The following is a 24,042-nucleotide window of genomic DNA, read 5'->3' as shown; positions in this document are numbered from 1 at the left end:
GGAAGATGGCGTTGATTTCAAGAGTTTTAACACCATCGCGTTAGGCTCGTGCCAGCGTCTCTTTCCCAACTCGTCTGACCCATGATCATCACCTGTCCACATTGCCAGACGCGCTACCAGGTCACCTATGAGGCGATCGGCTCGACTGGCCGCAAGGTGCAATGTGCGCATTGCCAGCAGGCCTGGTCGCAGAAGCCGCTTGATCCGGACGCCTTTGGCGATGCCGATCCGCTGGTGCGCGCGGTCGCCGAGGATGCGCTGGATGATGCCCTGGTCAGCGAAGAGCGCCGGGTGGCCGCCGAACTGGCCGAACGCAAGGCCGAGGCAGACGAAGCCGCCGAGATTGACGGCAGGGATGCGGCAAAAGTCGATCCGGCGCTGATCCGCAAGCGGCAGCGGGCGTTCTTGCGCCGGCAGAATGCCCTGGTGGCAAAATTGCCGATGGCGCGGTTGCAGCGGGTGGCGCGGGTCGCGAGCGCTGTCGCGCTGGTGGGCTTGCTCGCCGGCGGCTATTTCGGGCGGGTGCAGGTGGTCGAACAGTTTCCGGCCATGGCGGGCGTCTATGCGTCCATTGGGCTGCCGGTCAATGTCATCGGGCTGGAATTCGATCGCCTGACCACTTTGCGCACCCTGCGCGAAGGCAAGGAAGTCCTCGTGGTTTCGGCGCAGATCGTGGGCTTGCAAAAGGCCCCGGTCGTGGTGCCCGCGGTGGTGGTGACGCTGCTCGGGGCGTCGGGCAATGGCATTTATGAGTGGAGCGTCACGCCGGACGTGCGTGACATGATGGCTGGCGAACGTGCTACATTTGAAACCCAGTTGCCGCTGCCGCCGGTCGATGCGGTGAACGTGCGGCTCAGCTTCGCCGGCGGTGGATCGACACGCAGTGCCGCTCCGGTCCAGCCTGCCAGCACGGAGGGACATTGATGGCCCGAATTCTGGTTGCCGAAGACGATGACTCGGTGCGCGCCTTCGTCATCAGCGCCCTCAAGATGAAGGGGCACGAGGTGGTGTCCGCCGAAGATGGGGGGCTGGCCGCGGAAATCATGGATGCCGAACAGGGCCGGTTTGACCTGCTGCTCTCCGATATCAAGATGCCCATCATGGACGGGATCGCGCTGGCGCTGACGGTGGCGGCCAGCTTTCCCGAAGTGATCATCGTGCTCATGACTGGCTTTGCCGACCAGCGCGAACAGGCCCACGGCCTGCACGAGTTGATCTATGACGTCATCGTCAAGCCGTTCACGCTGGCCGACCTCTTGGCCAAGGTCGATGATGCGCTGGCGGGCCGACCGATCGAGATCGTGTCGCAGGGCCGGCAGGCGCAGGACCCGACCTAGTCGGCGACCGGCAGGACGGTCGGGGTGATCGCGGCGGCACCCTCGGTCAGGAAACCGGCCATGGCACGGCCCTCTTGGTCCACCGCCGCCAATTCACGCTTCAAGAGGGTGCGGAACGGCGTCAGGGTCAGGTTTGCGGTGTCCTTGCGCCGCGCAAGCGACCATTTTCCGGCAATGAAACCATCCACCGTGAAGGTCGACGGATAGCCGTTGACCAGTGGCATACGCGCCCGCGCCAGGTCGGACTGGATGCGGCGGCGGTCGGCAAAGCCCAGATAGACGTTGTCATATTCGGGCAGAAAGCGGGGTGGCGCGGGTGTGTCGGCATCGGGGCGCGGTGCGTCCGGCAGGTCATAGAGCGTGCGGCCATCCTCGGCGGTGAAAGTGATGAGCTGGTCGCGAACCGCCTCGAAGGCTGGTGCCAGCCGGGTCAGTCCGCACCAGTGCTGCATGTCGGCGACGCTGGCGGGGCCGAAGGCCTTGAGGTAGCGCAGCACCAATGCGGGCATGTCGATCGGCTTGGCGACGCCCTGGCCAATCCAGCTTTCGATGCGGGTTAGCAACGGCGGGCCACCATGGCCCCAGATTCGGGTGGGCGGGATCTGCACCAGCGTTTCGGCGCCCTGCACGACCTGGGCCAGCACATAGGGGTCGCTGTCGGGAAATGCCTCCAGCAGGCGCTTGCCCAAGTCGCCCGCGGTCATCGGCTGCTGGTTCAACAGCTCAACCCCAAGGGTGCGCACGGCGGCACGGTCGGCCTTGATGGTTCGGGCCTTGGCTGGCGAGGCGAAGGTGCGGTCCAGCATTGGCTGCAAGAGCGGGCGGATGGCGCGCATGTCGTCCACCGTGTGCAGATGCAGCGTCGTGCGCATGGTGGTGGCGCGCAGCAAGGTCTTGTCGGCGATGAGGGTGGTCAGGGCTTGGTGGGTGAAGCCGGACAGACGGTTCCACAGCGCCTGATAGGGCCCATTGGTGGTCTGGGCCTGCAGCCCAAGCAGAAAGGCCACGGCCTCGGGGATCAGGCTATCGACACGCCCCAGCAGTATCTGCCGGGCGAGAGTAGCGCGATTGAGTTCGCGGTCGGTGATGGTGGTCATGGTGAGCACCGATCTTGTTCCCCTCCCCCTTGAGGGGAGGGGTTAGGGGTGGGGGGAGCCATCCGCCTGAGTGGCGCCGCTCCTGTTGAGAGTTCCCCCCCCACCCTAGCCCTCCCCTCGAGGGGGAGGGGACCAGATCGAGTTCAGGGAACAATCGAGGTCACACCCAATCGGGCACGCTATCGAGCGCCAGCAGGTCGGCGATCGACTTGCGCGGGCGGATGACATGGTAGCGCGGGCCATCGACCAGCACTTCGGGGCTCAGGGCGCGCGAATTGTAGGTTGAGGCCATCACCGCGCCGTAGGCCCCGGCGCTCATCACCGCAAGCAGGTCGCCTTCCTTGACGCCCGGCATGGTACGCGCCTTGGCGAGATAATCGCCCGTCTCGCAGACCGGGCCAACGATATCGGCGGTGATGGGCGAGAGATTGGAGTGGTTGACCGGCTGGATATCGTGATGGGCTTCATAGAGCGTGGGGCGGATCAGATCGTTCATCGCCGCATCGACGATGACGAAATTGGTGCCGCCTTCCTTCACATATTCGACCTTGGTGACGAGAATGCCGGCATTGCCGACAAGCAGCCGGCCCGGCTCGATCACCAGCTTGCAGCCGAGCGAGCCGACCTTGTCGCGGATCACGGACGCATAGGATTCCGGCGACGGCGGCGCGTCCTCGTTCTCGTTGTAGGGAATGCCGAGGCCCCCGCCGACATCGACATGCTCGATCGCGTGGCCATCGGCGCGCAATTGGCCGACCAGTTCGGCCATCAACTGGAACGCATCGCCGAACGGGCCCAAATCGGTGATCTGGCTGCCGATATGCATATCGACGCCGACCGCCTTGACGTTGGGCATGGCGGCGATGCGGTCATAGACCTCGCGGGCACGGGCATAAGGGATGCCGAACTTGTTCTCGGCCTTGCCGGTGGAAATCTTGGCATGGGTCTTGGCATCGACATCGGGATTGATGCGCACCGAAACGCGGGCGACCTTGCCCATCGAGCCGGCGATCATATCGAGCCGTTCCAGCTCAGGTTCGCTTTCGACGTTGAAGCAGTGGATGCCCACTTCCAAGCCGCGCCGCATCTCCGCGACGGTCTTGGCGACGCCCGAAAACACGATCATGTCCGGCCTGATTCCGGCCGCCAGCGCGCGTTCCAGCTCACCGCCCGAGACCACATCGGCGCCGGCGCCTTCGCTGGCCATCAGCTTGAGCACGGCCTGGTTGGAATTGGCCTTCATCGCGTAGGCGAGCAGCGTCGGAATGCCCTCGAACGCGGCTTTGACGACGCGCACATGGCGGCGCAAAGTGGCGCTGGAATAGACGTAGAACGGGGTACCGACTTCGGCCGCCAATTCGTTCAGGTTGACGTCTTCGGCGAACAGCGTGCCGTCGCGATGCTGGAAATGGTGGACCAAGGCAGGCTCTTTCAGGAGGGTGACGCCGGTTGCGCCTGATCTATGCCAAGCGTGCAGAAAACAAAAGCGCCAGTTGTCAGCCGCTGCCGTAAACCGCCTCGATCCGTCGGGCGACCAGATCCTGCAATTGCCACAGATGCGGATCGTGGATGCCAAGGACTTCGAGGTGCGTGACGGTGGCGAACAGGTATTCGGCCATCGAGCCGCGTGAGCCCACGGCGGTGGCCAGCACATCGGCGATCTGCTCGACCGATAGCCCCGAGACATAGCGGCCGCTGTTCCGATCAATGCAAAACGTCAGCGCGCGAATGCTGCGCTCGCCGCTTTGCACGGTGACCCAGCGCGGCGGAAACGGCGAGGGCCGCCAGCCCATTTCGCGCTCCAACAGCTTAACCAGGTTGTCTTCGACCGCATTGGCCGGGATGCGGTAAAGCACGCCCTTGCAGGCGCCGCCGCGATCCAAAGCCAGCATCAGGCCGGGGTTTTCGTCGCTGCCGCGAAAACGGTTGTTCCACCCCAGGCAAAACGAGCGGTGCCAACCTCGCACCAGCCCGGTGCGCAGTTCCACGAAGTCGCAGGCCGGCTTCCAGATCAGCGAGCCATAGGCAAAAAACCAGACTTCGCTGGTTTCGGGCTCTTCGGCCATGAGGCTGGCAATAGTGGCGAGGTGATCCTCGCGCGTCCCCTGGATCATGCCGGCGGGTGGCGGTGGCATTTCCTCCGCGATGGCCGGTGGTTGGAGGAACGCGACATGGCGTTCAGTCAGCGCCATCGGGCGGCCCGGCTTATGCATCGTTGCGCACTCCCAATCGCGCCGCATCGATGCGATCGGCGACCAGCCCCTGCAGGCGCCACAAATAGCTGTCGTGTATGCCCATCTCCTCCAGCTTGAGTACCGTGGCATGCAGATACTCGGCCATCGAACCCTTAAACCCGCAGGCTTTTGCCAGCACGTCGGCGGTGGCCTCCGGCGTGAGCCCACCAATATAGCGCGGGCTGCTGCGGTCCATGGCGAAGGTCAGCGCGCAGACCGGACCGGCCGCGGTTTTGACCGTAATCCAGCGGCCGGGAAACGCGGTGGGCACCATGCTCATTTCGCGTCGGATCAGCACATCGAGGTGCTGCCGGGCCGTCTCGGGGGGCAGGCGATGCACCACGCCTTTGCACTGGCCGCCGCGATCGATAGCCATCATCAGGCCGGGGGTCTGCTTGTCGCCGCGGAAGCGAAAATCCCAGCCCAGCGTGAAGGAGCGGTGCCAGCCATGCGCCAAGGCGGTGCGCTGTTCGGTGAACGGGTAGCAGGGGTTCCAGATCAGCGAGCCATAGCCGAACACCCAGATGTCGTCCGGCGTTGGTGCGGTTGCCAGCAGCCGCTCGATTTCGGCGTCATAGTCGGCGTCTTCGGCGGGCCGAAAGCCCTCCAGCAGCGACGGCCCCGGATCGGGGATGTCGCGATGCACATGGGCAATGTGGTCAGGGGTCAGGCGCAGGCGGGTTTGCATGCATCCAACATCAGGCCGGGCAGGAAATTATTCAACCCCGCCATCGCCATGGCCGCCATGCTTTTTTTTGCCGAGCGGACGCGGCTCATGCGGTTCGCCGGTCAGCACCGTCTTCCAGCGCGCCGCCTGGATCAGCACATTGGCCGGTGCCGTGCCGCCATAGCTCTGCCGGGCCGCGACCGAAGCTTCAACCGTCAGCACCTTATGGATGCGCGAATCGATGCGCTGGTCGACGAACTTGAAGTCCTCGATGGTCAGCCCTTCCAGCCCACAGCCCTTCTGTTCGGCGAGCGCAACGATCTGCCCAGTGACGTGATGGGCGTCACGGAACGGCATGTTGACTTCGCGCACCAGCCAGTCGGCGATATCGGTGGCGGTGGAGAAGCCGGCGCTGGCAGAGGTGCGCATCCGCTCGCGGTTTGCCGTCAGGTCCTTGACCATGCCGGTCATCGCCGCCAGCGACAGCGACAGCGAATCCAGCGCGTCGAAGGCGACTTCCTTGTCTTCCTGCATGTCCTTGGAATAGGCCAGCGGCAGGCCCTTCATGACGATCAAGAGGCTGGTCAGCGCGCCGACGATACGGCCGATCTTGGCGCGCACCAGTTCGGCGGCGTCCGGATTGCGCTTCTGCGGCATGATCGAGGAGCCGGTGGTGAACTTATCGCTGAGCTTGACGAAGCCGAACTGGGCCGAGGACCAGATCACCATTTCCTCGGCAAATCGTGACAGGTGCATGGCGCAGATCGACGCGGCGGCCAGGGTTTCGAGGATGAAATCACGGTCGGAGACGGCGTCCAGCGAATTGGCGGTGGGCCGGTCGAAGCCGAGCTTTTCGGCCGTCATATGGCGGTCGATCGGGTAGGGCGTACCGGCCAAAGCCGCCGAGCCGAGCGGGCTCTCATTGAGCCGCACACGGGCGTCAGCCAGCCGGCCTGCGTCGCGGCCCAGCATTTCCACATAGGCCAGCAGGTGGTGGCCAAACGTCACCGGCTGGGCGCTTTGCAAATGGGTAAAGCCGGGCATGATGGTTTCGGCTTCGTCCTCGGCGCGGGTCACCAGCGCCAGTTGCAGGTCTTTGACCTGCACCAGCAGCGTATCGATGGTGTCGCGGACATAGAGCTTGAAATCGGTCGCCACCTGATCGTTGCGCGAGCGGGCGGTGTGGAGGCGCCCGGCAGCATCGCCGATCTTTTCGCGCAGCGCGCTTTCGACATTCATGTGAATGTCCTCGAGCGCGCGCGAGAACGTGAAGGCGCCGGTCTCGATCTCGTCGAGCACCTCGGTTAGACCCCCGATGATAGCGTCGCGATCCTCGTGCGTCAGAATGCCCGTTTCTGCCAACATGGTGGCATGGGCAATCGACCCGGCGATATCCTGGCGGTACAAGCGCTGGTCGAAACCGATCGACGCATTGATTTCTTCCATGATGGCATCGGGGCCGGTGCTGAACCGTCCGCCCCACATCTTGTTGCTCATCATCTGATCCTTGGGACTTGAAATGACCGATATAAACGCGCCCCGCCCCGGAGCTTCCAACCGCACCCGCCTAGTGATCGTGCTGGTGGTTGCCGTCTTGGCGGTAGCTATAGCGGCGTGGGTTTTGCTAGGCAATGGCGCGGCGGCCAAGGAATGCCCGGTGCAGAAGGACGCGGCGCTGGATATCGATTTCGCCTCGGTGGGGGAATTGGCAGGGCTCAACCCGACTGGCGAAGGGCGCGGTTACGCGACGCTGGCGTTCAAGGACGCGGACGGCAAGCCGATGGATATCGCCGATTTCAAGGGCAAGGGCCTCCTGGTCAACTTCTGGGCGAGCTGGTGCGTGCCCTGCCGGGAGGAAATGCCGGCACTGGACGAATTGGCCGCCAAATACAATTCGGATGATTTCATGGTGCTGCCGATCAATCTCGATATCGGGGAGGATGGGCTGGGCAAGGCGCGAAAATTCCTCGCCGACAACAAGTTCGCCCATCTGCCGCTTTACGCCGACAACACTTTTGCGGCCTTCGAGCGCCTGAAGCAGGAGGCGGTGACGGTGGGATTGCCGGCGAGTTTGATCCTCGATGCGAACGGGTGCGAACTGGCGGTGCTGCAAGGTCCCGCGCATTGGAATACGCCGGATGGTTATGCGGTGATCGACGCGCTGGTGAAATTGGTGAAGGGGTAGGAGGGCCCACAGTGTTGGGGGCATTGCTCCACACCCACCGGCCCTTCCCGCGGACTTGATCCGCGGGCCTTTCGCCGCTTGTGCCGTGTTGAGGGTGGCCCGCGGGAAGAAAGGTAGGGGTGCTCAATCGATGAGCGGGCCCTTCAAGAACCTTAAATCAGCCGATCCACAGCGGCGCCATTATCCACCACCGGCGCTTCGCCCTTGCCATCGGGGCTCACGGCCGCGCTCTCGGCGATCTTTTCCTGCACGGCGGTTTCCAGCCTGGCGCGTAGCATCGCGACCTTGGCCAGTTCGGCGCCGGGCGGGGTGGCCAGGCGATCGACGATGCGGTTGATCATCACGGGTGGGCTGATGCCGAGGGCGTTGCTCATGGCAATCAGGCGTATTTGTCGACTTTGAGGCCCTGGCCGGTTGGCGCCGGTGCCGATTGGACCGCTTCGGCCACCAGGGTCGCGGTGCTGGCTTCGGCTTCAGCGGCCTTCTTCAGCACGGCCGTCTGGACGCTGCCGGCGCCGACAGCGGCGCGCGACGTTGTTAATTGGATGCTCAGATCGGAATCCATAGACGCCTCCCCTTTGGGACTTCATGGCCCTAACCTAGAGGCGGCGCGTAAACAAAGCCTTCGGCGATAGATGCAATTGCAATCAATCGCCTTTTTTGAGGTCGCCATAGTTACCGGGCACCCAGAGCACGTCCTTTTCGCCATTGTTATTGGCCACGCGCCCCAGCACGAACAGCAGGTCCGAGAGGCGATTGAGATAGCGGATGGCCTCAGGGTTTACGTCGGGCTCAAGGCTGGCCAGTTCCACCACGATGCGTTCGGCGCGGCGGGTGACGGTGCGCGCCACATGCAGCGCCGATGCCAAGGGCGTCCCGCCCGGCAGCACAAAACTCTTGAGCGGGGGCAGGGCCTCGTTGAAATGATCGATCTGGGTTTCGATCCACAGCGTCTGAACGGCAGTGACCCGCAGGGACTTGTGGGCCGCTGGATCGTCCTCGCCCGGGGTCGCAAGGTCGGAGCCGACATCGAACAGGTCGTTCTGGATGCGGCCCAGCATCATGTCGATCTTGGGCATCGAGCCAGTGCCGAGACGGGCCTGGCCAATGGTGGCATTGGCCTCGTCCACGGTGCCATAGGCCTCGACGCGCAGATCGAACTTTTGGCGGCGCGGGCCGCGCACGAGGCCCGTGGTGCCGTCGTCGCCGGTGCGGGTATAAATTACGTTGAGCTTGACCATTAGTGCTTAGGTCCCCCGAAGAAGAACAGTGCGCCCAGCAGCAGCACGAGGGCCACGGCCTGGGCGATGACGCGCAGGCGCATCAGGCGCTGGCTGGTATTGCTGGAGCCGCCCTTGGCCATGTTCCACAACCCCATGCCCAAAACGCCCACGACGAAGAGCAGCACGATGGCGATGAGGATATTGACTGCGGTTTCCATGATGTCCTGCCTGGGTGGGGGCTAGCTGGTCGGCGTGTTGATATAGTCAATCAGCCCCTCCGCCAATGCGTCATAAATGGCACGAATCCGGTGGCTGGTGAACAATTCCTTGTGGGTCGTCAGCCAGACCGGCAGCATCGGGATGGCGAGATCGAAACCCAGAGCCACCATGCCGGGCGTGCGCTCGACCAGAAATTTTTGCGCGAAGCCAATGCCGAGGCCGGCCCGGACCAATTCCCAAAGCTGGGTCTGGCTATCGGTGCGCAGCACGAACTGCTCACGCCGCAGCGACAGGCCGATGCTTTCGGCGTGGTCCAGGATCGCATCCGAGCGGTCGAAACCGATCAGATCATGGCTCCGCAGGTCGACAGGCTGGCCGGGCGTGCCGCGGCGGGCGAGGTAGCTCTCATGGGCGCAGGCAATGATGGGGATGTCGCCCAGCTTTTTGGTGACCAGCTCCAACTGCGTCGGCCGGAACATGCGGATGGCGATATCGGCCTCGCGCAGCAGCAGGTTTTCAGGAGAGTCCGAGGGCACCGTTTCGATGGCGATGGCGGGATAGCGCTCACGGATCGGCAGCAGCAGCGTTGGCAATATGTAGTTAGAGACAACAGCACTGGCGGTGATGCGCACGGTGCCGGAGAATTCGGCCTGGGCGCCTTGCGCCAAAATTGCCGCCTGTGCCAGCGCGGTCTCGGCGGCAGCGACGGGCTCATAAAGACGCAACGCGGCTTCGTTCGCCTTGAGCCCGCTCAGCGTACGCTCGAATAGCGACAGGTCGAGGGCCAGTTCCAGCGCTTCGATATGGCGGCCCAAGGTCGGCTGCGACAGGCCGAGTTCGCGCGCGGCGGCCGAGAGCGAGCCGTGCTTGACCACGGCCGAAAAACTGCGCCACAGCGACCAGTCGGGCTCTCTATTCATTTTTGAAGGTCAATCCAACGGAAACAGCGAATGGCCCGACGTTAGTGCATGGCCTAACTTTAGTCCATCAACACAGGAGATCGACATGACTAAGGGTAAGGTTACGGTTCTGGGCAGCAACGGTCATATCGGCCACGCTGCGGTTCAAGCTTTCCAGCATGCTGGCTGGGACGTCACTGCTTTCGGGCGCAGCAATCGCCGTCCGGTGGCGGGCGTTCGGTTCGTCGGCGGTGACGCCAACGAGCTTGCCGCGGTGCAATCGGCGATCGCCGATGCCGATGTCGTCGTCCAGGCGCTGCACCTGCCTTATGACAAATGGGGCAATGGCGCGGCTGAAGCGCAATTGCAGGTGGTCATCGACGCAATGGGCACCAGCGGCAAGAAAACGCTGCTGTTTCCGGGCACGATCTACAATTACCGGGCCAGCGACCGCAAAGTGACGCCGCAGACCAAGCAGGAGGCCGAGGCCCCACGCGGCGAAATCCGCATCCGGCTGGAGAAGATGCTGCAAGCTGCTGCAAATGCAGGAAAATTCCAAACCATCATTTTGCGTGCCGGCGATTTCTACGGCCCCGGCAATCGCGGTGAATGGTTCGAGCAAGCCATGCTAATGGACTATGCCAAGGGCGTCGTCCACCATATGGGCGACCTCGATATGAGCCATAGCTGGGCCTACCTGCCGGACCTGGGCGACGCCTTCGTGGCGCTGGCCGAGAAGCGCAGCGAGTTCGCCGCCTTCGAGAATTTCCACTTTGCCGGCAATTGGGTCACCCATCGCCAGATGATGACGGCGATCCAGAAGGCGGTGCCGCAACAGCTCAAGGTCACGCCGCTAGCCTGGTGGATGCTGGGCGCGATCGGGCTGGTCAACTCGATGATGCGCGACGTCTATCGCATGCGTTATCTGTGGCGCAACGAAATGGAAATGAGCGACCCACGGCTCGACGCCATTCTGGGCAAGTATTTCGGGACGCCCTTTGAGGAAGCCGTTGCGGCCACGGTGGAGGAGTTTACCCAGGCGCAGGTCGCCAAAGCAGCCTAGAAACCCAGTTGGTGCCGGATGTCTTGCGGCGTCCGGCCCGCCTCTCGCAGGTCCCTCAAGCTCGGCGATCCCCTGGATTTGCTGAGCTTTTTGCCATCGTCGCCCAGCAACAGCCGATGGAAGGCATAGATCGGCGAGGACAGGCCGAGGAGGAATTGCAGGAGCACATGGATGTCGGTGGCTGCCTCCATGTCGCGGCCGCGGGTGACGTGGGTGACGCCCTGCGCGGCATCGTCGACGACGACGCTGAGGTGGTAGCTGGCGGGCGTGTCCTTGCGCTGCAGCACCACATCGCCCCAGCGTTCGGGCCTGGCATAGCGGATTTGCGGGCGGTCGCGCATGGTGGGTCCGACCAGCGTGAAGGTTAATGGACCAGTCAGCGCGAGCGCACGTTGCAGGTCGAGCCGATACTGCACGGGATCGCCGCGCTCCAGCCGGGTGGCGATGTCGGTTGGGTTCAAATGGCGGCAGGTGCCGGCGTAAAGCGGCGCGCCGTCGGGATCGGTGCCGGTGGAATGGGCGGCGATCTCAGTGCGCGAGCAGAAGCAGGGATAGAGCAGGCCCATGGCCCGCAGCTTGCCGACGGCCTCCACATAGACCGGAAACCGCTCCGACTGGCGCCAGACGGGCTCGGGCCAGTCGAGGCCCAGCCAATGCAAGTCATCGAAGATGCCTCTGGTAAATTCGGGTTTACTTCGAGCGAGGTCGATGTCTTCGATGCGCAACAGGGCTGTGCCGCCGAGCTGGCCTGCGGCCTGCCAGGTGAACAGCGCCGAATAGGCGTGGCCCAGATGCAGCAATCCGTTGGGGCTTGGCGCAAAGCGCAGAATGGGTTGAGACGGCATGACATTTCCTCGGGGCGTTTTTCTAGCATGACCATTCTGCCGCCGTCACCGCGCCTCGATAGTGCCGCAGGCATCGACTGGCATCTGGATCGGCTGGTCGCGCTCGACCCTCGATTGGCGTCCGTCCGTGCACTTACGGGCACGCCGGAGCCACGCATCAATGCCGTGGGATTCCCGGGCATTGCCAAGATCGTCGTCGGGCAACAGGTTTCGGTGGCCAGCGCCCGGGCAATCTGGGGCCGGTTCGAACTGCTGGAGGGCGCGCTGGACCCGGTGCGGTACTTAGGCCTGGAGGAGGCACAAGTCCGCGCCGTCGGATTTTCCGCAGGCAAGTTCCGCACCTTGCGGGTGATCGCCGAGGCCATGGTGGCAGGGCAACTGGATTTCGATCATCTGGAAACCCTGACCGCCGAGGCGGCTGTCGCGTATCTCGTGGCGCACAAGGGCATCGGGCCGTGGACGGCGGAGGTCTACCTGATGTTTTGCGCCGGGCACCCTGATGTGTTTCCGGCAGGGGATCTGGCCTTGCTCAAAGCCGTGCAGAGCGGTTTGGGACTGGACGAACGACCGACGATCAAGCAGATGGTTGAACTGGCCAAGCCGTGGTCGCCGCACCGCTCGGCGGCGGCGCTGCTGTTCTGGCGTCTCTTCGCGGTGATGCGCGACAAGGAAGGAATTCTGCCGTGATCCCAAAATTGTCCGGTCCAATGCTCGCGCCCCTTTCGGGCGGCGCGCCCAAGCAGGTTGTGGTGCTGCTGCATGGCTATGGCTCTAACGGGGAGGACCTGATCGGGCTGGCGCCGAGTTGGCAGCCGATCCTGCCGGACGCGCTGTTCGTCTCGCCCAACGCGCATGAAGGTCTGCCGGGCTATCCATCCGGGTTTCAGTGGTTCGCCATCGATTTTGACGGCGACCGGGTTTCGGGTCGGCAACGCGGACTTGAAGCTGCAGCGCCCGTGCTGGTGCAGTTTCTGCAGGATGCGTGGGCGCAGACTGGTTTGGGGGCCAAGGATACGATTGTCGCCGGCTTCAGCCAGGGCGCGATGATGGCGCTGCATGCCGGACTGTCGCTGCCCGAGCCGCTGATGGGCGTCATCGCCTTTTCGGGCGCGTTTGTGCCGCCGCCCGGATTTGGTGAGGCAGGTTTGCCCAAGCCACCGGTCTGCATCGTGCATGGCGACATGGACCAAGTGGTCGATCCGGCGCTCGGCGAGGAGGCCAATGCGGCGCTGGTCGCGGCGGGATATGACGTGCGCTACCACGTATCGCGCGGTGTCGGGCACGGCATTTCGCCGGACGGGCTCGGCTTTGCGAGCGATTTCATCGCGGCAGTTTCGGCTCCAAAATAGATATTCATATTCGTTAACATGCCGCTTCACAGGCCTGACACAATGGGCCTAGTATAAAGGGGCTATGGACTTACTCGATTCCCGTTCCGGGAGACTCAAGTGACCATCCACGTGTCGCCTGAGGCCTGTCCCGCGCTTGTGTTGAACGCCGACTTTCGGCCGCTCAGCTATTATCCGTTATCGCTCTGGTCTTGGCAGGACGCGATCAAGGCGGTGTGCCTGGATCGGGTGAATATCGTGTCGCAATATGACACGGTGATCCACAGCCCCAGCTTCGAAATGCGGCTGCCCAGCGTGGTGTCGCTTAAGGATTATGTGAAGCCGGCGCGCCATCCCGCGTTCACGCGGTTCAACGTGTTCCTGCGCGATCGGTTCGTGTGCCAATATTGCGGCGCCAAGGACGATTTGACGTTCGACCATGTCATTCCCCGCTCGAAGGGCGGGCGCACGACCTGGGAAAACGTGGTGGCCGCCTGCGCGCCGTGCAATCTGCGCAAGGCCAATCGCATGCCTTGGGAAATCAAGATGTTCCCGCGCCAGGCGCCCTATCACCCAACGGTGCATGACCTGCACAATAACGGCCGCGCCTTCCCGCCCAACCACCTGCACCAGAGCTGGCTGGATTATCTCTACTGGGATATCGAGCTGGAGGAATAGCTTGCCGGCGAACCGGCCAATAACTATTATTGGTTGGTGCAGGATGGAGCTATGTCATGGCGATCAGTGCTGAACTCGGTGAAAATCTCGAAAAAGTCGTGAACGACCTGGTGGAAAACGGCCGCTACAATTCCAAGAGTGAGGTTCTGCGCGAAGGCGTTCGTCTCGTGCAGGAACGCGAAGCACGGCTACGCGATCTGGACACGAGCATTATGCTGGCCATTGCGGAGGCCGACGCTAACGGCTGGCTGTCCGAGGAGGAGGTTTTTGCGGAACTTGAGGCGCGCTACGCTGATGGCAGCGATTAATGCGCGCCATTTATACGCCGGCCTCGCTGCGTGATCTGAAGTCGATCGGTGACTTCATCGCTCGCGACAACAGCAAGCGTGCAAAAAGCTTCGTCGCGGAGTTGCGAACTTCATGCCGCTCGTTGCTGTCGGACAGCCTGCGCTGCCCGCTTCAGGAGCGATGGCCGGGCATTCGGCGAATGCCGGTCGGCAACTATCTCGTGCTCTATCTCGTGCTCTATCGAGTGCTGGACGATGCGGTGCAAATCGTCCGCGTGCTCCACAGCGCGCGAGATGTGGATGACCTCACGCATTAGTTTAGGCGCGGGTGCGACGACCCTGGCGGTTGGCCTGGGCTCCCATCGAGATCAGGAGCAGCGCGACCGTGGCGACCATGACCAGCGCGTTGTAGCCGGCCAGAGAAATGCCGAGGAAGCGGAACTGCACCACGTCGCAAGGGACGACGCGGGCGGAATTCAGGTCGCTAAGGGCGTCGAAGCTGATTTCGCCGATGCCCGTGCCGGTGCAGGCGGTGGGACCGGGCCAGAAGCCCCATTCGACGCCGGCATGGTAGGCGCCCATGAAGGCGCCCCAGGCGAAGATCGCAGTGGCGATCGCCATGGCCAGGTACCAGACAGCAAGCGGCAGCCGGTTCCAAGTGAGCAGGATCGCTGCCAGGACCGGGAGCCCCCAGTAATAGGCCATGCGCTGCTCAAGGCACAATTCGCAGGGCACGAGGCCACCGAACAATTGCGATCCCCAGGCCCCCGCAATGGCGAGAAAAGCCAGTAAAAAAGCGAGGCCCGCGGCCTTCTTGTCGAGGGGGGCGTAGAAAGCTGAGGCCATGAAGCAATATCCGGGTGACGCTGGAACAGGGGCTGGATAGCGGCAGACGATGGCAATATCCAGACGGCTACGGCGATGTGATCAATCGCCCGGCAGGGCGATGCCCAAAGCCTGGCGCAGCGCGATGGCATTTTGGGGAGCGTGCAATTTGTCCTCGTGGACGAAATAGGCGAACACGTCCTGGCCCCCTTTGTCCCACTGACCGGCCTGGATGGCCCAGTCGGCGATATCGGCTGGCGTGTATCCGGCGGCGTCGGGGCGGGCCGGGCCCTGCAGGCGGCAATAGGCGAAATCGGCGGTGAGCACGCGCGACGGTTGCGCGGCGGTGTCGGCGATCACCGAAGCGACATTGTGGGTTGCAAGCAGGTCGCGCACTTCGGGGAGGTCGAAGCTGGGATTGCGCAACTCGATGGCGTGGCGGATCGGGCCGACATTGGCGGCGTCGGGGAATGGCGGCGATTTCAGCCTGGCATCGGCCTTGCCGGCGAGCGCCAGATAGGCCTCGACCGATTTGGGCAACAGGCCGAGGAAAGTTTCCAGCACGGCCCGGTCATAGCTGACATTGGGCGGCAATTGCCAGACGAAGGGGCCGAGTTTGTCGCCGAGCGCCAAGGGGCCCGAGGCGAAGAAATTGGCGAGCTCGATTTCGCAGTTCTTGAGCCGCTTGATGTGGGTGACCAGTTGCGGGCCCTTGATCGAAAACACGAAACCGTCGCGCGCTTCGCCGGCCCATTTGGCAAAACTCTCGGGCTTCTGGTTGGCGCGGAAGGTGGCGTTGATCTCGATGCTGCCAAGGCGGGAGCTGGCATAGGCCAGCTCCTTTTTTTGCACCAGGCCATCGGGGTAGAAGGTGCCGCGCCAGGGCTCGAACACCCATCCCGCCGTTCCGGTCCTGATCGTCATGGTTGCCCCCGTTTGGCGGAGTTTCGCGCAAGCGCCGCCTATGGGCGAAGCTTAGGGGAGTTCAATGGCATGCACCAGTCCTTGGGCTCGGCGCCGGTACGAGGTCAGCGTTAGCGCTGCTTCAGCTCGATGACGGGAATAATGTCGCGAGTGGTGGTTTCGGCGTAATTGGCGAACTGCGGGAAGAGGCCGGCCTGCTTGGCGTAGATTGCGTCACGTTCAGTGCCCTCGAGGACGCGCGCGCGAACTGGAACGCGCTTGATGGTGGTGCCGTCGCCAACTGAAATATCCAGCTCGGGATGCGCGACGACATTGTGAAACCACGCCGGGTCCTTTGGGCCGCCCCCATAGGAGGCAAATACGTACCAGGTGTCATCGTCTTGCGGCAGAAACATCAATGGCTGGGTTCGTTCAGCGCCCGATTTGGCGCCGATGGCGTGCAACAGGAGCACAGGGGCTCCTTCGAAATGGCCACCGGGCTTGCCACCGTTCCGATTGAAATCGGCGATGACCTGATCATTGAAGTCGCTCATGTCCCAAATCCCCTGCGTTCTTGCGTGAACCTACAGTTGGTGGTCGGATCGAAAAGGCGCAAGGGGATATCGACGCTAAACCGCCGGTAAGCTCATTGCGTTTCCCCAGGTGGCAGGCCGAAGGCCTTGGCTTCGCCGGCGAGCCAGTCGCAAAACAGGGATGACTTGCGGTGCTGGCGTGAGTGGCGCAGGGCGACATATTGTTGCCCGCTGGCGATGAAGCCAAGGGGCGCGGTCAGGATGCCGGCGCGAAGGTCGTCGGCCACCATCGGCCAGGGGGCAATGCAGACGCCGAGGCCCGCGGAGGCAGCTTCCAGCATGAAGTAGAAGTGCTCATATTCGTTGCCGGTGGCGTCATCCGCATCCCTGCCGGCGCGACGGCTCCAGTCTGCCCAGGCATGCCGGCGGGTACGCGAATGCAGCAGCGGGACGCTGGCGATATCCTCGATCACGCTTGCGGCCAGCGCCGGGGCGGCGACCGGCCCGATCTGCTCGTCGAACAGTGGTGTCACCTCCAGCTCCGCAGGCCAGGGTGCTGTGCCGGCGCGGATGGCGACGTCGAAACTGTCGCGCACGCTATCCACCGGCTTGCTGGAAGCGGTGAGGCGGACCTCAATGTCCGGATGCGCCTGACGGAAGCGGTAGAGGCGCGGGATGAGCCAACGCATCGTGAAGGTGCCGGGGCAGGACACATCGAGCGTGCCATCCTGGGTATCGGCGACGGAGCGCACGGCGAGGTCGAGCTGGTCGAAAGCCGGGGTCAGGCCAAGCATCAGGCGGTTGCCGGCTTCGGTCAGCCGCAGCGCGTTCTTCGGGCCCTCGAACAGGGCGACGCCCAGCAATTGTTCCAGATGCTGCACCTGCCGGCTGATGGCGCTGTGGGTGACATGCAGCTCTTGAGCGGCGAGGGTCATGCGGCCGTGGCGGCCGGCCGCCTCGAAGGCGCGCAGGGCATTGAGCGATGGCAACTTTCTCATGTGCGTTTTCCGAACATTGCGTGTTCGTTCATATCGTTTTTCAGAGCGAAGAACATGGTGTTTCCTGCCGGTGAAAGCGAGGAAAACATGACAGATTTACGACATGCGGACGGTAGTGCGGGCGACGCCAACTATGGGGTCATTGGCGTAAACTACACAAACTACCGGCAGCCGGAGCCGTTTTTTGCGGCCCGTATTGCCGAGGCCCTGGGGTCGTCGGCCAGCGTCCTCAACGTCGGCGCGGGGGCCGGTTCGTACGAACCGACTGGTCGCCAGGTGACCGCCCTTGAGCCTTCGGCGGCGATGCGCGCGCAGCGGCCGGCGCATCTGAGCACCGCAATCGATGGCGTGGCCGAGAGCCTGCCGTTCGCCGACCAGAGCTTTGACGCCAGCATGGCGACGTTCTCGGTGCATCAGTGGAAGGATTTGGCGGCCGGCCTGTCGGAGATGCGGCGCGTCACGCGTGGGCCGGTGCTGATCCTGACCTGCGATCCGGCGGCGCTGGACCGGTTCTGGCTCAACCACTACGCGCCCGAAGCCATCGTCACCGAGGCGCGGCGCTATCCGGCGATGCAGTCGATCATTGAGGGCCTCGGCGGACAGGTCGACCTCCAGACCATGCCCGTCCCCCTGGGCTGCATCGACGGCTTCAGCGAGGCCTATTACGGCCGGCCGGAGCGGCTGCTGGAGCCGGGTGCGCGCCTTGCCAATTCGGCGTGGAGCTTTGTCGATCCGGCAGTTGGCCCACGCTTTGTGGAACATTTGGGGCGCGATCTTGCCGACGGCACCTGGGATCGCCAGCATGGCCATTTGCGCAGCCAGCCGTTCTTCAAAGGCTCGCTGCGGTTGATCGTGGGCCGGCCATGACCGTCTCCGCCACACGCCTGCTGCTGCGCGAATTGCCCAGCCTTGCGGGGCAATTGCCCGATTTCGATCCCGCGACGGCAGCCGGGACGCCGCAGGACCAGTTTGTCGCCTGGCTGCGCGGGGCCATCGCCGCCGGCATCAGGGAGCCGCACGCCATGACACTGGGAACTGTGGACGCTGACGGGCGCCCGGACGCGCGTGTGCTGATCCTCAAGGACCTGGATGAGCGCGGCTGGCATTTCGCCAGCAGCCGGCACAGTCCGAAGGGGCACCAGATTACGGCCAGCGGCGATGTTGCGCTGACCTTTTATTGGCCGGCGCTCGGGCGGCAAGTTCGCATTCGCGGCACTGCGGTGGATCTGGGCCCGGACGCAGCGGCCGCCGATTTCTGGGCGCGTTCGGCGGAAGCGCGCGCCAATGCGGCGCTGGGGCGACAAAGCCGGGCTGTGGGCGATGATGCGCCGGAAACGGGGGCTGAAATATCGGCGGCAACGGCCGGCTGGGCGGTTTACGCCGTGAAGCCGGCCAGCGTCGAGTTTTGGCAGGGCCGCTCCGATCGTTGTCATGTGCGGCTGCGGTACGAGGCGCGGGGAGATAGTTGGACCACTACACGGCTGTGGGCGTGAGCTCGGTTTGATCAAGGCACTCGAACTTGGCGTTACCCGAAGAACCGATCGAACCGGCCGGTCATCTTTTCCGTAAGCCCGCCCTCATCGCGGATCAGAAACAGGGCATCAAGCTTGAGGCGTTGGGCCATTGCGGGGCCCTTGTCGGCACCAAGCACCAGCAGGGCGGTGGCCAACGCGTCGGCGCGGGCGCAATCGGGGTCGGCCACGGTGACCGAGGCCACCGTGCTGGTGGTCGGGCGGCCGGTTCGTGGGTCGATGGTGTGGGAATAGCGCTGGCCCGCAACATCGAAATAGCGGCGATAATCTCCGGATGTAGCCAGCGCGGTCGTGGGCAGGGCCAGGACATGGTGGACGCCAGTTGCTCCCGGCTCGGGCTGGCTGATCCCGACGCGCCATGGCGTGCCGTCCGGCCTAGTGCCTTTGGCCCGCAGTTCGCCGTCAATTTCGATCATGTAGGCGGCGATGCCGTGCCGCTCGAGAACCGTGGCAATCGCATCAACGCCGAAACCCTTGGCGATGCCGGATAGGTCCAGATAGACGGGCCCGGATTTGCGCAGCGCCGGCGGATCGAGCCGGACCGCGATGCTGCGGAAGCCCGGCAGATCGGTCGGCGGGGCCAGGACGTCGACCGGTGCGGCGTCGGGCCCAAAACCCCAATGGTTGACGGCGCTGCCGACGCATATGTCGAAGGCGCCATCCGTCAACGCACTGATTTCGAGGCCAAGGGCAACGACCTTGGCGAGATCGGGCGCGACGGCGAACCAATCGCCGGGCTCACTGGCATTGAAACGGCTGAGATCGGATTGTGGCTTCCAGGTCGACATCTGCGCGTCGACGGCGTCGATGGCGGCGTGGGCTTCGGCTTGGATCGCGGCGAGGTCTGGGCCGGCAGTCGCAACGAGCTTGACGCTGTAGCGCGTGCCCATGGTGTCGCCGCCAAACGTCTGCAGGCGCGGCGCGGCGACTGGCCGGCGCGTCGATCCAAAAAGCCGTCGCCAGAAACTCATGCACTATCCTTGGGAAACGAGGCGACCCGGAGGTCGCCTCGTCAGTGTTTACTTCAGCAGGTCGGCGGCGTTGGTGCCAGCGAGGGCTTCGTTGTCCGCCACGTAATCGGCAGCGGTATCACCGAAATCGTCGGCAAGCGACGTGTCGGCCTTGTTGGCCAGCAGGAACTCGATCGCGGCGGTGTCCTTGGCCTTGGAGGCGGCATGCAGCAGGGCGCTCAGCTTTTCGCCATCGACGGCGTTCACGTCGACACCAGCGTCGACGAGGTACTTGAGCACATCGACGCTCTGGTTCGAGCCAGCGGCAGCGATGAGCGTGGTGGTGCCATCGGTATTGACGGTCTTGAGGTCGCCACCAGCGGCAACCAGTGTTTCGAGCACGGGCAACGTGTCGTCTTCACGGGCGGCGGCAACGATGACCGCGGTATTGCCGTCGGCATCGGCGACCTTGGCGTCGGCGCCGGCGGCAATCAGGGCCTTGATGGCGTCGAGGCTGTTGCTTTCGGCGGCATGGATCAGCGCGGTCTTGCCTTCGGCATCAGCCGCGTTGACGTCGACACCCTGGGCAACAAGGTACTCGATCACGTCGGGCTTGTTCATGGTGGCGGCGATGTTGAGGGCATTGCGGCCCTTGGCATCGACAGCCTTCACGTCCACGCCCTTGCCGACGACATATTCAAGCACTTCAAGCGTATTGCGTTCAGAGGCGATCAGGGCGGCGTTGCGGCCATCCTTGGCGACGGCATCGATAGCGGCGCCCTTGGCTTCGAAGAACTTCAGCACGTCGAGGTTGGGGTTGCGGAACGAGGCGTTGAGCACGCCGTTCCAGCCGCGATTGTCCACCAGCAGCGGATCGACGCCGAGGCCGACAACGTATTCGACGACGTTGAGGTTGGGATTGCGCTCGGCGGCGGTGAGTGCGGCGTTGGCCTCGTTATTGTTGAGTACCTGCAGGTCGAGACCTTTGGCGATCAGCAGGTCGATCAGCTCGGTGCTCTTGGTGGCGCGGGCGGTGTAGGTCAGCAGCGTGTTGCCCGACTCATCCTTGACGTTCAGGTCGGGATTATAGGCGAAGAAGGCATTGGCGGTTTCGAGTGAGCCGCTGCCCAGCGCATAGAACAGGGGCACGCGCGCGTCGTGGCCAACGAAGTTCACATTGGCGCCAGCATCGACCAGGGCCTTGATGACATCGGCGCCGACACCCTGGCGCGCGGCCATGTGCAGGGGCGTATAGGCATCGGGATCGACTTCATTGACGTCGGCGCCACCGCCGATTGCCGCGGTGACGTCGGCAAGCGTTGCGGTCTTCCACCATTCGGCATCGACGAGCACGTTGTCGGCAGCAAAAGCGGCCACGCTGGTCATCAGGCCGGCGCTCAGCACGACGGCGCCGAGCAGGGTCTTGAGGTTCGTCATGGGATTATCCCCCTTGGTTGCGGCCCGCCCTCTGCGGTGCCGTAGAAAACTGGTCAGTAGATATCTTCGAGGTAGCGGCGCTGGCGTCGCAGAGTGGCGACGTCGCTGTCGAGGCCGGCCAGAATGGTTTCGAATTCCGCGCGCACTCCCGCCGCCATGGCGCTGCTGCCGCAGACCATAATGGTGGCACCGGCATGCAGCCGCTCGAGCAGGCCCGCGGCGTTGGCGCGGATGCGGTCCTGCACGTAAGCGGGACTGGCACCGCGCGAGAACGCCGCGTCGAAGCGGGCCAATCGGCCGGTCTCCAGCATTTGGCGTGTGGTGGTTTCGTAGAGAAAATCGGAGTCCGGCTTGCGTCCGCCCCAATAGAGCTCGATTGGCCTGGTGCCGCGTTCGCTGCGGATCATCCCGATAAATGGCGCTATGCCGGTTCCGGCGCCCACCATGACGACGGGGCTTTTGCGGCGCGGCAGGTGAAATTCGGGATTGGTGCGCACATAAGCATCGATCTGCGCGCCAACGGTCAGGCCATGGAGAAACCCCGAGCACAGGCCGGCTTGCATATGGCGCACGCAAATTTCGACGCAGCCATCAGTGGCGTTCGACGCGAGGGAGTAATACCGCGCGACCTGCGTGCCGGGCGCGATGACCCCGATCAGGTCGCCAGCCACGTGATGGGGAACACCGTTGCTCTCGGACTTGAAGCGCAGAATTGCCGTGGGCGCGCCGACGCTGGCGCCGTACTCGATGCGCTCGACCAGCGTCAGCGGCTGAGTGGCTGGCCGGGGCGGCACATAGCTCAGCGCCAGCGGCATATTGAGCGTTGTACCGAGGTCTTGGCCCCATTGTGCAAAGGCGTGGGCGGACCCACGATCGACCTGCGCCGGCGCCAACAGGCGCCGGGCACCCCGCGCGGCCAGAGCTGCATCGGCATCGAGCGAAAAGCGGCAATAGTGCTCGAAGGACTTGTCGCCAAAACCCAGGACGGCGAAGGGTGGCAAGTGGCCGCCGAACGACGATAGTTTTGGCATGAATCGGTTGGCCGATTTGGGCGCGTGGCCATCCCCATAGGTGCCGGTCAGCACCAGCAGGCCTTGCGCCTTGGGATATGCAGGCCGCAAATCGTTGAGCGCGGCGAGGTGGACGCGGCGTCCCGCGGCAGTCAGCTTTTCATGCAGGTGGCGCGCGAAACCCCAGGTCGTTCCCGTCTCCGAGCCCACGAGCACGACCATATCGGCGCTCGTCGCGGGCGCATTGCCGACCACGCGGGCGCCGCCCTGGCGCAGGCGCGTCAGCCAGATGGTGAAACCGCTCACCGCGAAGATCGGCACGCTCAGCGCCGTCAGCCCGAGGATGAGGCCCCAGAGCCACGCGCCCTCGCCGGTATGCAGCAGGGTCACCCATTCCAGGCCCACAGTTGCGGGGTGATACGGCTGGGTGTCGAGCGTCTCGCCGCTGAACTGATCGATGAAGACGAAGCCCGCACTGGTCTTGAGCGCATAGACGTCGAACCAGTCGCCGGGGATCGGATAGGTCACCTCGCGCAGGTCGGCTAAGGAGATTTGCTGCAAGCCAGCCAGATCGCTCGCCGGCACGGGATCGAGTTCCTCAAGGCTTTCCGGATAGCGCGGCGGGGTCTCGTTGCCGCTCGGGATGATGAGGAACGTCACCAGCGTCAGGTAGAGCCCGGTCAGCGCGGTCAGCAGCAGCGGCACCATGGCGATACGACCGCTGGTCGCGTGCAGCCGTTCCATCGGCTTGCCCCGCACTGGCCCGAAGACGGCGCGGATGCCGCCAAAACGCTTGATCAGCAGCGTTGCGCCGGTCACACAGAGCAGCGTCATCAACCCGGCCCCAATGCCCGCCACCAGGCGCCCGGCATTGCCAAGCCGCAGCGAGCGGTGCAGGTCCTTTACAAACTCAAAGAAGGCGCTGTCCTGCTGCGGTCCCAGTACGGCGCCGGTACTCACATCGACATAGTCGTGCAGCACGGTGCCGTCTTCGCGGTGCGTGAGCACGAAGGCGCCCGCGGAGGTGCGTTGCAGCTTTTCGATTTCCTCGAAGTTCGGGGTCAACACCGCAAGCGCCTGGGCGACGCTGAGGTCACCGGCCGGCCGTGCATAAGGGCCCAGCGCATCCACCGCCGGAACCACCGACATGATGGCGCCGGTCAGCGCCAGCAGGGCCACCAGCAGCATGCCGCCAATGCCGAACAGGGAATGCAGCCAGCGCCACATAGCGCGCGTCCGCCCCGCTTATTCCCAGCCGGCGCGCATGACGCGAACATAACCGGTGCCGTCGATGCGAGCGCCGTTATTGTCGTCCTTGAGCTCGAACAGCGCGTCTTCCTCGTGCGCGGCGCCCGCCTCTACTGCCGATTCGACGCGAATCGCGTAGCCGACGTTGAACCACTCGTCCTTGAGATCGAGTTTGAGAGCGACGCGGTCGCCGCCACCGGCACTGGCGCCCGTAATGGCATCCAGTTCCTGCGGTGCGCGCGACAGGTAACGCCACCAGCGGGGGAGATAGGAATGATATTTAGGGTCCTTCCCCGAGACCCATAGCGTGGTCTCGTAGCGGCCCTCGGCATTGACCAGATAGACCGCCAGATAGGCCTCATGGCCATCATAGTTGACCATCTGGATTTGCGCCGTCACGTCCTTCGCTGCAGCCGCGGGGGCGAACGACAGCGTGGCCATAAGCGCCATCGCGCCAAGGGTCTTGTTCATATCGATCTATCTCTGGGTCGCGCGGCGGAGCCCACGCGAATAAGCCCCCTCATAGATAATATGATTTCTACAA

The 24,042-nt window shown here is 63.9% G+C and carries 30 protein-coding genes; 11 read left to right on the top strand and 19 right to left on the bottom strand.

The features are described 5' to 3' along the window. Window positions 1–81 precede the first annotated feature (81 nt). On the top strand, window positions 82–924 hold the full coding sequence (locus JWP26_RS07440) for a zinc-ribbon domain-containing protein (protein ID WP_299725244.1): 843 nt from the start codon (window positions 82–84) through the stop codon (window positions 922–924). After that, window positions 924–1,337, top strand: coding sequence for a response regulator (locus JWP26_RS07435; RefSeq protein WP_299725242.1), 414 nt, complete (start codon window positions 924–926; stop codon window positions 1,335–1,337). Before JWP26_RS07440 ends, JWP26_RS07435 begins: the two co-directional genes overlap by 1 nt. Here JWP26_RS07435 and JWP26_RS07430 read toward each other — a convergent pair. The 5 genes from JWP26_RS07430 to argH all read right to left on the bottom strand — a co-directional run bounded on the left by JWP26_RS07430 (window position 1,334) and on the right by argH (window position 6,832). Continuing rightward, on the bottom strand, window positions 1,334–2,434 hold the full coding sequence (locus JWP26_RS07430) for a winged helix DNA-binding domain-containing protein (protein WP_299725240.1): 1,101 nt from the start codon (window positions 2,432–2,434) through the stop codon (window positions 1,334–1,336). The genes JWP26_RS07435 and JWP26_RS07430 overlap by 4 nt on opposite strands. A 160-nt stretch (window positions 2,435–2,594) precedes the next feature. Beyond that, window positions 2,595–3,854, bottom strand: a complete 1,260-nt coding sequence (gene lysA, locus JWP26_RS07425) for a diaminopimelate decarboxylase (protein WP_299725238.1) — start codon at window positions 3,852–3,854, stop codon at window positions 2,595–2,597. Window positions 3,855–3,930: 76 nt separating this feature from the next. Next, window positions 3,931–4,647, bottom strand: coding sequence for a gamma-glutamylcyclotransferase (locus JWP26_RS07420; RefSeq protein ID WP_299725235.1), 717 nt, complete (start codon window positions 4,645–4,647; stop codon window positions 3,931–3,933). Then, window positions 4,640–5,356, bottom strand: a complete 717-nt coding sequence (locus JWP26_RS07415) for a gamma-glutamylcyclotransferase (RefSeq protein WP_299725233.1) — start codon at window positions 5,354–5,356, stop codon at window positions 4,640–4,642. The genes JWP26_RS07420 and JWP26_RS07415 overlap by 8 nt, the downstream gene beginning before the upstream one ends. Before the next feature lie 27 nt (window positions 5,357–5,383). Beyond that, window positions 5,384–6,832, bottom strand: coding sequence for an argininosuccinate lyase (gene argH, locus JWP26_RS07410; protein ID WP_299725232.1), 1,449 nt, complete (start codon window positions 6,830–6,832; stop codon window positions 5,384–5,386). 22 nt (window positions 6,833–6,854) lie between these two features. Here argH and JWP26_RS07405 point away from each other — a divergent pair, with 22 nt between their 5' ends. Further along, window positions 6,855–7,520, top strand: a complete 666-nt coding sequence (locus JWP26_RS07405) for a TlpA disulfide reductase family protein (protein WP_299725230.1) — start codon at window positions 6,855–6,857, stop codon at window positions 7,518–7,520. A 152-nt stretch (window positions 7,521–7,672) separates the two neighbouring features. Here the strand turns inward: JWP26_RS07405 and JWP26_RS07400 are convergent, their stop codons facing one another. The 5 genes from JWP26_RS07400 to JWP26_RS07380 all read right to left on the bottom strand — a co-directional run bounded on the left by JWP26_RS07400 (window position 7,673) and on the right by JWP26_RS07380 (window position 9,882). Next, window positions 7,673–7,894 carry a hypothetical protein gene (locus JWP26_RS07400; RefSeq protein ID WP_299725228.1) on the bottom strand — a complete coding sequence of 74 codons (222 nt, stop codon included), beginning with the start codon at window positions 7,892–7,894 and terminating at the stop codon, window positions 7,673–7,675. A 5-nt stretch (window positions 7,895–7,899) separates the two neighbouring features. Beyond that, window positions 7,900–8,085 (bottom strand): hypothetical protein, encoded by a 186-nt coding sequence (locus JWP26_RS07395; protein WP_299725226.1) that lies wholly within the window; start codon window positions 8,083–8,085, stop codon window positions 7,900–7,902. Between the two features lie 82 nt (window positions 8,086–8,167). Beyond that, window positions 8,168–8,761, bottom strand: a complete 594-nt coding sequence (locus JWP26_RS07390; RefSeq protein WP_299725224.1) for a cob(I)yrinic acid a,c-diamide adenosyltransferase — start codon at window positions 8,759–8,761, stop codon at window positions 8,168–8,170. After that, window positions 8,761–8,961: a twin transmembrane helix small protein gene (locus JWP26_RS07385; protein ID WP_299725222.1), complete on the bottom strand. Its 201-nt coding sequence runs from the start codon at window positions 8,959–8,961 to the stop codon at window positions 8,761–8,763. Before JWP26_RS07385 ends, JWP26_RS07390 begins: the two co-directional genes overlap by 1 nt. 21 nt (window positions 8,962–8,982) lie before the next feature. Then, window positions 8,983–9,882 carry a LysR family transcriptional regulator gene (locus JWP26_RS07380; protein ID WP_299725220.1) on the bottom strand — a complete coding sequence of 300 codons (900 nt, stop codon included), beginning with the start codon at window positions 9,880–9,882 and terminating at the stop codon, window positions 8,983–8,985. Between the two features lie 85 nt (window positions 9,883–9,967). On the opposite strand from JWP26_RS07380, the gene JWP26_RS07375 reads away from it, so the two are divergent. Next, window positions 9,968–10,924 carry an NAD-dependent epimerase/dehydratase family protein gene (locus JWP26_RS07375; protein WP_299725218.1) on the top strand — a complete coding sequence of 319 codons (957 nt, stop codon included), beginning with the start codon at window positions 9,968–9,970 and terminating at the stop codon, window positions 10,922–10,924. Here JWP26_RS07375 and gluQRS read toward each other — a convergent pair. Further along, window positions 10,921–11,769, bottom strand: a complete 849-nt coding sequence (gene gluQRS, locus JWP26_RS07370; protein WP_299725216.1) for a tRNA glutamyl-Q(34) synthetase GluQRS — start codon at window positions 11,767–11,769, stop codon at window positions 10,921–10,923. The two genes, JWP26_RS07375 and gluQRS, sit on opposite strands and share 4 nt — an antisense overlap. 27 nt (window positions 11,770–11,796) lie before the next feature. On the opposite strand from gluQRS, the gene JWP26_RS07365 reads away from it, so the two are divergent. From JWP26_RS07365 to JWP26_RS07345, 5 genes are all read left to right on the top strand, one after another. Further along, complete coding sequence (locus JWP26_RS07365; protein WP_299725215.1) at window positions 11,797–12,456, top strand: DNA-3-methyladenine glycosylase 2 family protein; 660 nt, start codon at window positions 11,797–11,799, stop codon at window positions 12,454–12,456. Continuing rightward, window positions 12,453–13,118 carry a dienelactone hydrolase family protein gene (locus JWP26_RS07360; RefSeq protein ID WP_299725213.1) on the top strand — a complete coding sequence of 222 codons (666 nt, stop codon included), beginning with the start codon at window positions 12,453–12,455 and terminating at the stop codon, window positions 13,116–13,118. Before JWP26_RS07365 ends, JWP26_RS07360 begins: the two co-directional genes overlap by 4 nt. A gap of 99 nt (window positions 13,119–13,217) precedes the next feature. Next, entirely contained in the window at window positions 13,218–13,775 is a 558-nt protein-coding gene (locus JWP26_RS07355) for an HNH endonuclease (RefSeq protein ID WP_299725211.1), read from the top strand. 56 nt (window positions 13,776–13,831) lie between these two features. Continuing rightward, the gene (locus JWP26_RS07350) at window positions 13,832–14,083 is read left to right on the top strand and encodes a type II toxin-antitoxin system ParD family antitoxin (RefSeq protein WP_299725209.1); all 252 of its coding nucleotides are present in this window, start codon (window positions 13,832–13,834) and stop codon (window positions 14,081–14,083) included. Continuing rightward, window positions 14,083–14,379, top strand: a complete 297-nt coding sequence (locus JWP26_RS07345) for a type II toxin-antitoxin system RelE/ParE family toxin (RefSeq protein WP_299725207.1) — start codon at window positions 14,083–14,085, stop codon at window positions 14,377–14,379. Before JWP26_RS07350 ends, JWP26_RS07345 begins: the two co-directional genes overlap by 1 nt. A gap of 1 nt (window position 14,380) precedes the next feature. Here the strand turns inward: JWP26_RS07345 and JWP26_RS07340 are convergent, their stop codons facing one another. The 4 genes from JWP26_RS07340 to JWP26_RS07325 form a co-directional block, all read right to left on the bottom strand. Beyond that, the gene (locus JWP26_RS07340; protein ID WP_299725205.1) at window positions 14,381–14,908 is read right to left on the bottom strand and encodes a disulfide bond formation protein B; all 528 of its coding nucleotides are present in this window, start codon (window positions 14,906–14,908) and stop codon (window positions 14,381–14,383) included. A gap of 81 nt (window positions 14,909–14,989) precedes the next feature. Next, window positions 14,990–15,811 carry a DUF72 domain-containing protein gene (locus JWP26_RS07335; protein ID WP_299725203.1) on the bottom strand — a complete coding sequence of 274 codons (822 nt, stop codon included), beginning with the start codon at window positions 15,809–15,811 and terminating at the stop codon, window positions 14,990–14,992. A 110-nt stretch (window positions 15,812–15,921) separates the two neighbouring features. Then, window positions 15,922–16,344 carry a nitroreductase family deazaflavin-dependent oxidoreductase gene (locus JWP26_RS07330; protein ID WP_299725201.1) on the bottom strand — a complete coding sequence of 141 codons (423 nt, stop codon included), beginning with the start codon at window positions 16,342–16,344 and terminating at the stop codon, window positions 15,922–15,924. A gap of 92 nt (window positions 16,345–16,436) precedes the next feature. Continuing rightward, complete coding sequence (locus JWP26_RS07325; RefSeq protein ID WP_299725199.1) at window positions 16,437–17,321, bottom strand: LysR substrate-binding domain-containing protein; 885 nt, start codon at window positions 17,319–17,321, stop codon at window positions 16,437–16,439. A gap of 87 nt (window positions 17,322–17,408) precedes the next feature. Here JWP26_RS07325 and JWP26_RS07320 point away from each other — a divergent pair, with 87 nt between their 5' ends. Both JWP26_RS07320 and JWP26_RS07315 read left to right on the top strand, forming a co-directional pair. After that, window positions 17,409–18,188 (top strand): class I SAM-dependent methyltransferase, encoded by a 780-nt coding sequence (locus JWP26_RS07320; RefSeq protein WP_299725197.1) that lies wholly within the window; start codon window positions 17,409–17,411, stop codon window positions 18,186–18,188. Next, window positions 18,185–18,814, top strand: a complete 630-nt coding sequence (locus JWP26_RS07315) for a pyridoxal 5'-phosphate synthase (RefSeq protein ID WP_299725195.1) — start codon at window positions 18,185–18,187, stop codon at window positions 18,812–18,814. The genes JWP26_RS07320 and JWP26_RS07315 overlap by 4 nt, the downstream gene beginning before the upstream one ends. Window positions 18,815–18,846: 32 nt before the next feature. Here JWP26_RS07315 and JWP26_RS07310 read toward each other — a convergent pair whose 3' ends face one another. Genes JWP26_RS07310 through JWP26_RS07295 form a run of 4 tightly spaced genes read right to left on the bottom strand, consistent with a single transcriptional unit; the run spans window position 18,847 to window position 23,969 of the window. Next, window positions 18,847–19,824, bottom strand: a complete 978-nt coding sequence (locus JWP26_RS07310) for an FAD:protein FMN transferase (RefSeq protein WP_299725193.1) — start codon at window positions 19,822–19,824, stop codon at window positions 18,847–18,849. Window positions 19,825–19,872: 48 nt separating this feature from the next. Beyond that, window positions 19,873–21,240 carry an ankyrin repeat domain-containing protein gene (locus JWP26_RS07305; RefSeq protein WP_299725191.1) on the bottom strand — a complete coding sequence of 456 codons (1,368 nt, stop codon included), beginning with the start codon at window positions 21,238–21,240 and terminating at the stop codon, window positions 19,873–19,875. A gap of 53 nt (window positions 21,241–21,293) precedes the next feature. After that, window positions 21,294–23,477 carry a PepSY domain-containing protein gene (locus tag JWP26_RS07300; RefSeq protein ID WP_299725189.1) on the bottom strand — a complete coding sequence of 728 codons (2,184 nt, stop codon included), beginning with the start codon at window positions 23,475–23,477 and terminating at the stop codon, window positions 21,294–21,296. Window positions 23,478–23,495: 18 nt separating this feature from the next. After that, on the bottom strand, window positions 23,496–23,969 hold the full coding sequence (locus JWP26_RS07295) for a DUF2271 domain-containing protein (RefSeq protein ID WP_299725187.1): 474 nt from the start codon (window positions 23,967–23,969) through the stop codon (window positions 23,496–23,498). Between the last annotated feature and the right edge of the window lie 73 nt (window positions 23,970–24,042).

The organism is Devosia sp., from assembly GCF_028290435.1.
Taxonomy (GTDB): Bacteria; Pseudomonadota; Alphaproteobacteria; order Rhizobiales; family Devosiaceae; genus Devosia.
This window is presented reverse-complemented; position numbering and strand designations above follow the sequence as displayed.

What these genes read in the sequence shown, in the direction of transcription:
- JWP26_RS07440 (WP_299725244.1), top strand. Translation starts at nt 82, where the DNA reads ATGATCATCACCTGTCCACATTGCCAGACGCGCTACCAGGTCACCTAT.
- JWP26_RS07435 (WP_299725242.1), top strand. Translation starts at nt 924, where the DNA reads ATGGCCCGAATTCTGGTTGCCGAAGACGATGACTCGGTGCGCGCCTTC.
- JWP26_RS07430 (WP_299725240.1), bottom strand. Translation starts at nt 2,434, where the DNA reads ATGACCACCATCACCGACCGCGAACTCAATCGCGCTACTCTCGCCCGG.
- JWP26_RS07420 (WP_299725235.1), bottom strand. Translation starts at nt 4,647, where the DNA reads ATGCATAAGCCGGGCCGCCCGATGGCGCTGACTGAACGCCATGTCGCG.
- JWP26_RS07415 (WP_299725233.1), bottom strand. Translation starts at nt 5,356, where the DNA reads ATGCAAACCCGCCTGCGCCTGACCCCTGACCACATTGCCCATGTGCAT.
- argH (WP_299725232.1), bottom strand. Translation starts at nt 6,832, where the DNA reads ATGAGCAACAAGATGTGGGGCGGACGGTTCAGCACCGGCCCCGATGCC.
- JWP26_RS07405 (WP_299725230.1), top strand. Translation starts at nt 6,855, where the DNA reads ATGACCGATATAAACGCGCCCCGCCCCGGAGCTTCCAACCGCACCCGC.
- JWP26_RS07400 (WP_299725228.1), bottom strand. Translation starts at nt 7,894, where the DNA reads ATGAGCAACGCCCTCGGCATCAGCCCACCCGTGATGATCAACCGCATC.
- JWP26_RS07395 (WP_299725226.1), bottom strand. Translation starts at nt 8,085, where the DNA reads ATGGATTCCGATCTGAGCATCCAATTAACAACGTCGCGCGCCGCTGTC.
- JWP26_RS07390 (WP_299725224.1), bottom strand. Translation starts at nt 8,761, where the DNA reads ATGGTCAAGCTCAACGTAATTTATACCCGCACCGGCGACGACGGCACC.
- JWP26_RS07385 (WP_299725222.1), bottom strand. Translation starts at nt 8,961, where the DNA reads ATGGAAACCGCAGTCAATATCCTCATCGCCATCGTGCTGCTCTTCGTC.
- JWP26_RS07380 (WP_299725220.1), bottom strand. Translation starts at nt 9,882, where the DNA reads ATGAATAGAGAGCCCGACTGGTCGCTGTGGCGCAGTTTTTCGGCCGTG.
- JWP26_RS07375 (WP_299725218.1), top strand. Translation starts at nt 9,968, where the DNA reads ATGACTAAGGGTAAGGTTACGGTTCTGGGCAGCAACGGTCATATCGGC.
- gluQRS (WP_299725216.1), bottom strand. Translation starts at nt 11,769, where the DNA reads ATGCCGTCTCAACCCATTCTGCGCTTTGCGCCAAGCCCCAACGGATTG.
- JWP26_RS07365 (WP_299725215.1), top strand. Translation starts at nt 11,797, where the DNA reads ATGACCATTCTGCCGCCGTCACCGCGCCTCGATAGTGCCGCAGGCATC.
- JWP26_RS07350 (WP_299725209.1), top strand. Translation starts at nt 13,832, where the DNA reads ATGGCGATCAGTGCTGAACTCGGTGAAAATCTCGAAAAAGTCGTGAAC.
- JWP26_RS07345 (WP_299725207.1), top strand. Translation starts at nt 14,083, where the DNA reads ATGCGCGCCATTTATACGCCGGCCTCGCTGCGTGATCTGAAGTCGATC.
- JWP26_RS07340 (WP_299725205.1), bottom strand. Translation starts at nt 14,908, where the DNA reads ATGGCCTCAGCTTTCTACGCCCCCCTCGACAAGAAGGCCGCGGGCCTC.
- JWP26_RS07335 (WP_299725203.1), bottom strand. Translation starts at nt 15,811, where the DNA reads ATGACGATCAGGACCGGAACGGCGGGATGGGTGTTCGAGCCCTGGCGC.
- JWP26_RS07330 (WP_299725201.1), bottom strand. Translation starts at nt 16,344, where the DNA reads ATGAGCGACTTCAATGATCAGGTCATCGCCGATTTCAATCGGAACGGT.
- JWP26_RS07325 (WP_299725199.1), bottom strand. Translation starts at nt 17,321, where the DNA reads ATGAGAAAGTTGCCATCGCTCAATGCCCTGCGCGCCTTCGAGGCGGCC.
- JWP26_RS07320 (WP_299725197.1), top strand. Translation starts at nt 17,409, where the DNA reads ATGACAGATTTACGACATGCGGACGGTAGTGCGGGCGACGCCAACTAT.
- JWP26_RS07315 (WP_299725195.1), top strand. Translation starts at nt 18,185, where the DNA reads ATGACCGTCTCCGCCACACGCCTGCTGCTGCGCGAATTGCCCAGCCTT.
- JWP26_RS07310 (WP_299725193.1), bottom strand. Translation starts at nt 19,824, where the DNA reads ATGAGTTTCTGGCGACGGCTTTTTGGATCGACGCGCCGGCCAGTCGCC.
- JWP26_RS07305 (WP_299725191.1), bottom strand. Translation starts at nt 21,240, where the DNA reads ATGACGAACCTCAAGACCCTGCTCGGCGCCGTCGTGCTGAGCGCCGGC.
- JWP26_RS07300 (WP_299725189.1), bottom strand. Translation starts at nt 23,477, where the DNA reads ATGTGGCGCTGGCTGCATTCCCTGTTCGGCATTGGCGGCATGCTGCTG.
- JWP26_RS07295 (WP_299725187.1), bottom strand. Translation starts at nt 23,969, where the DNA reads ATGAACAAGACCCTTGGCGCGATGGCGCTTATGGCCACGCTGTCGTTC.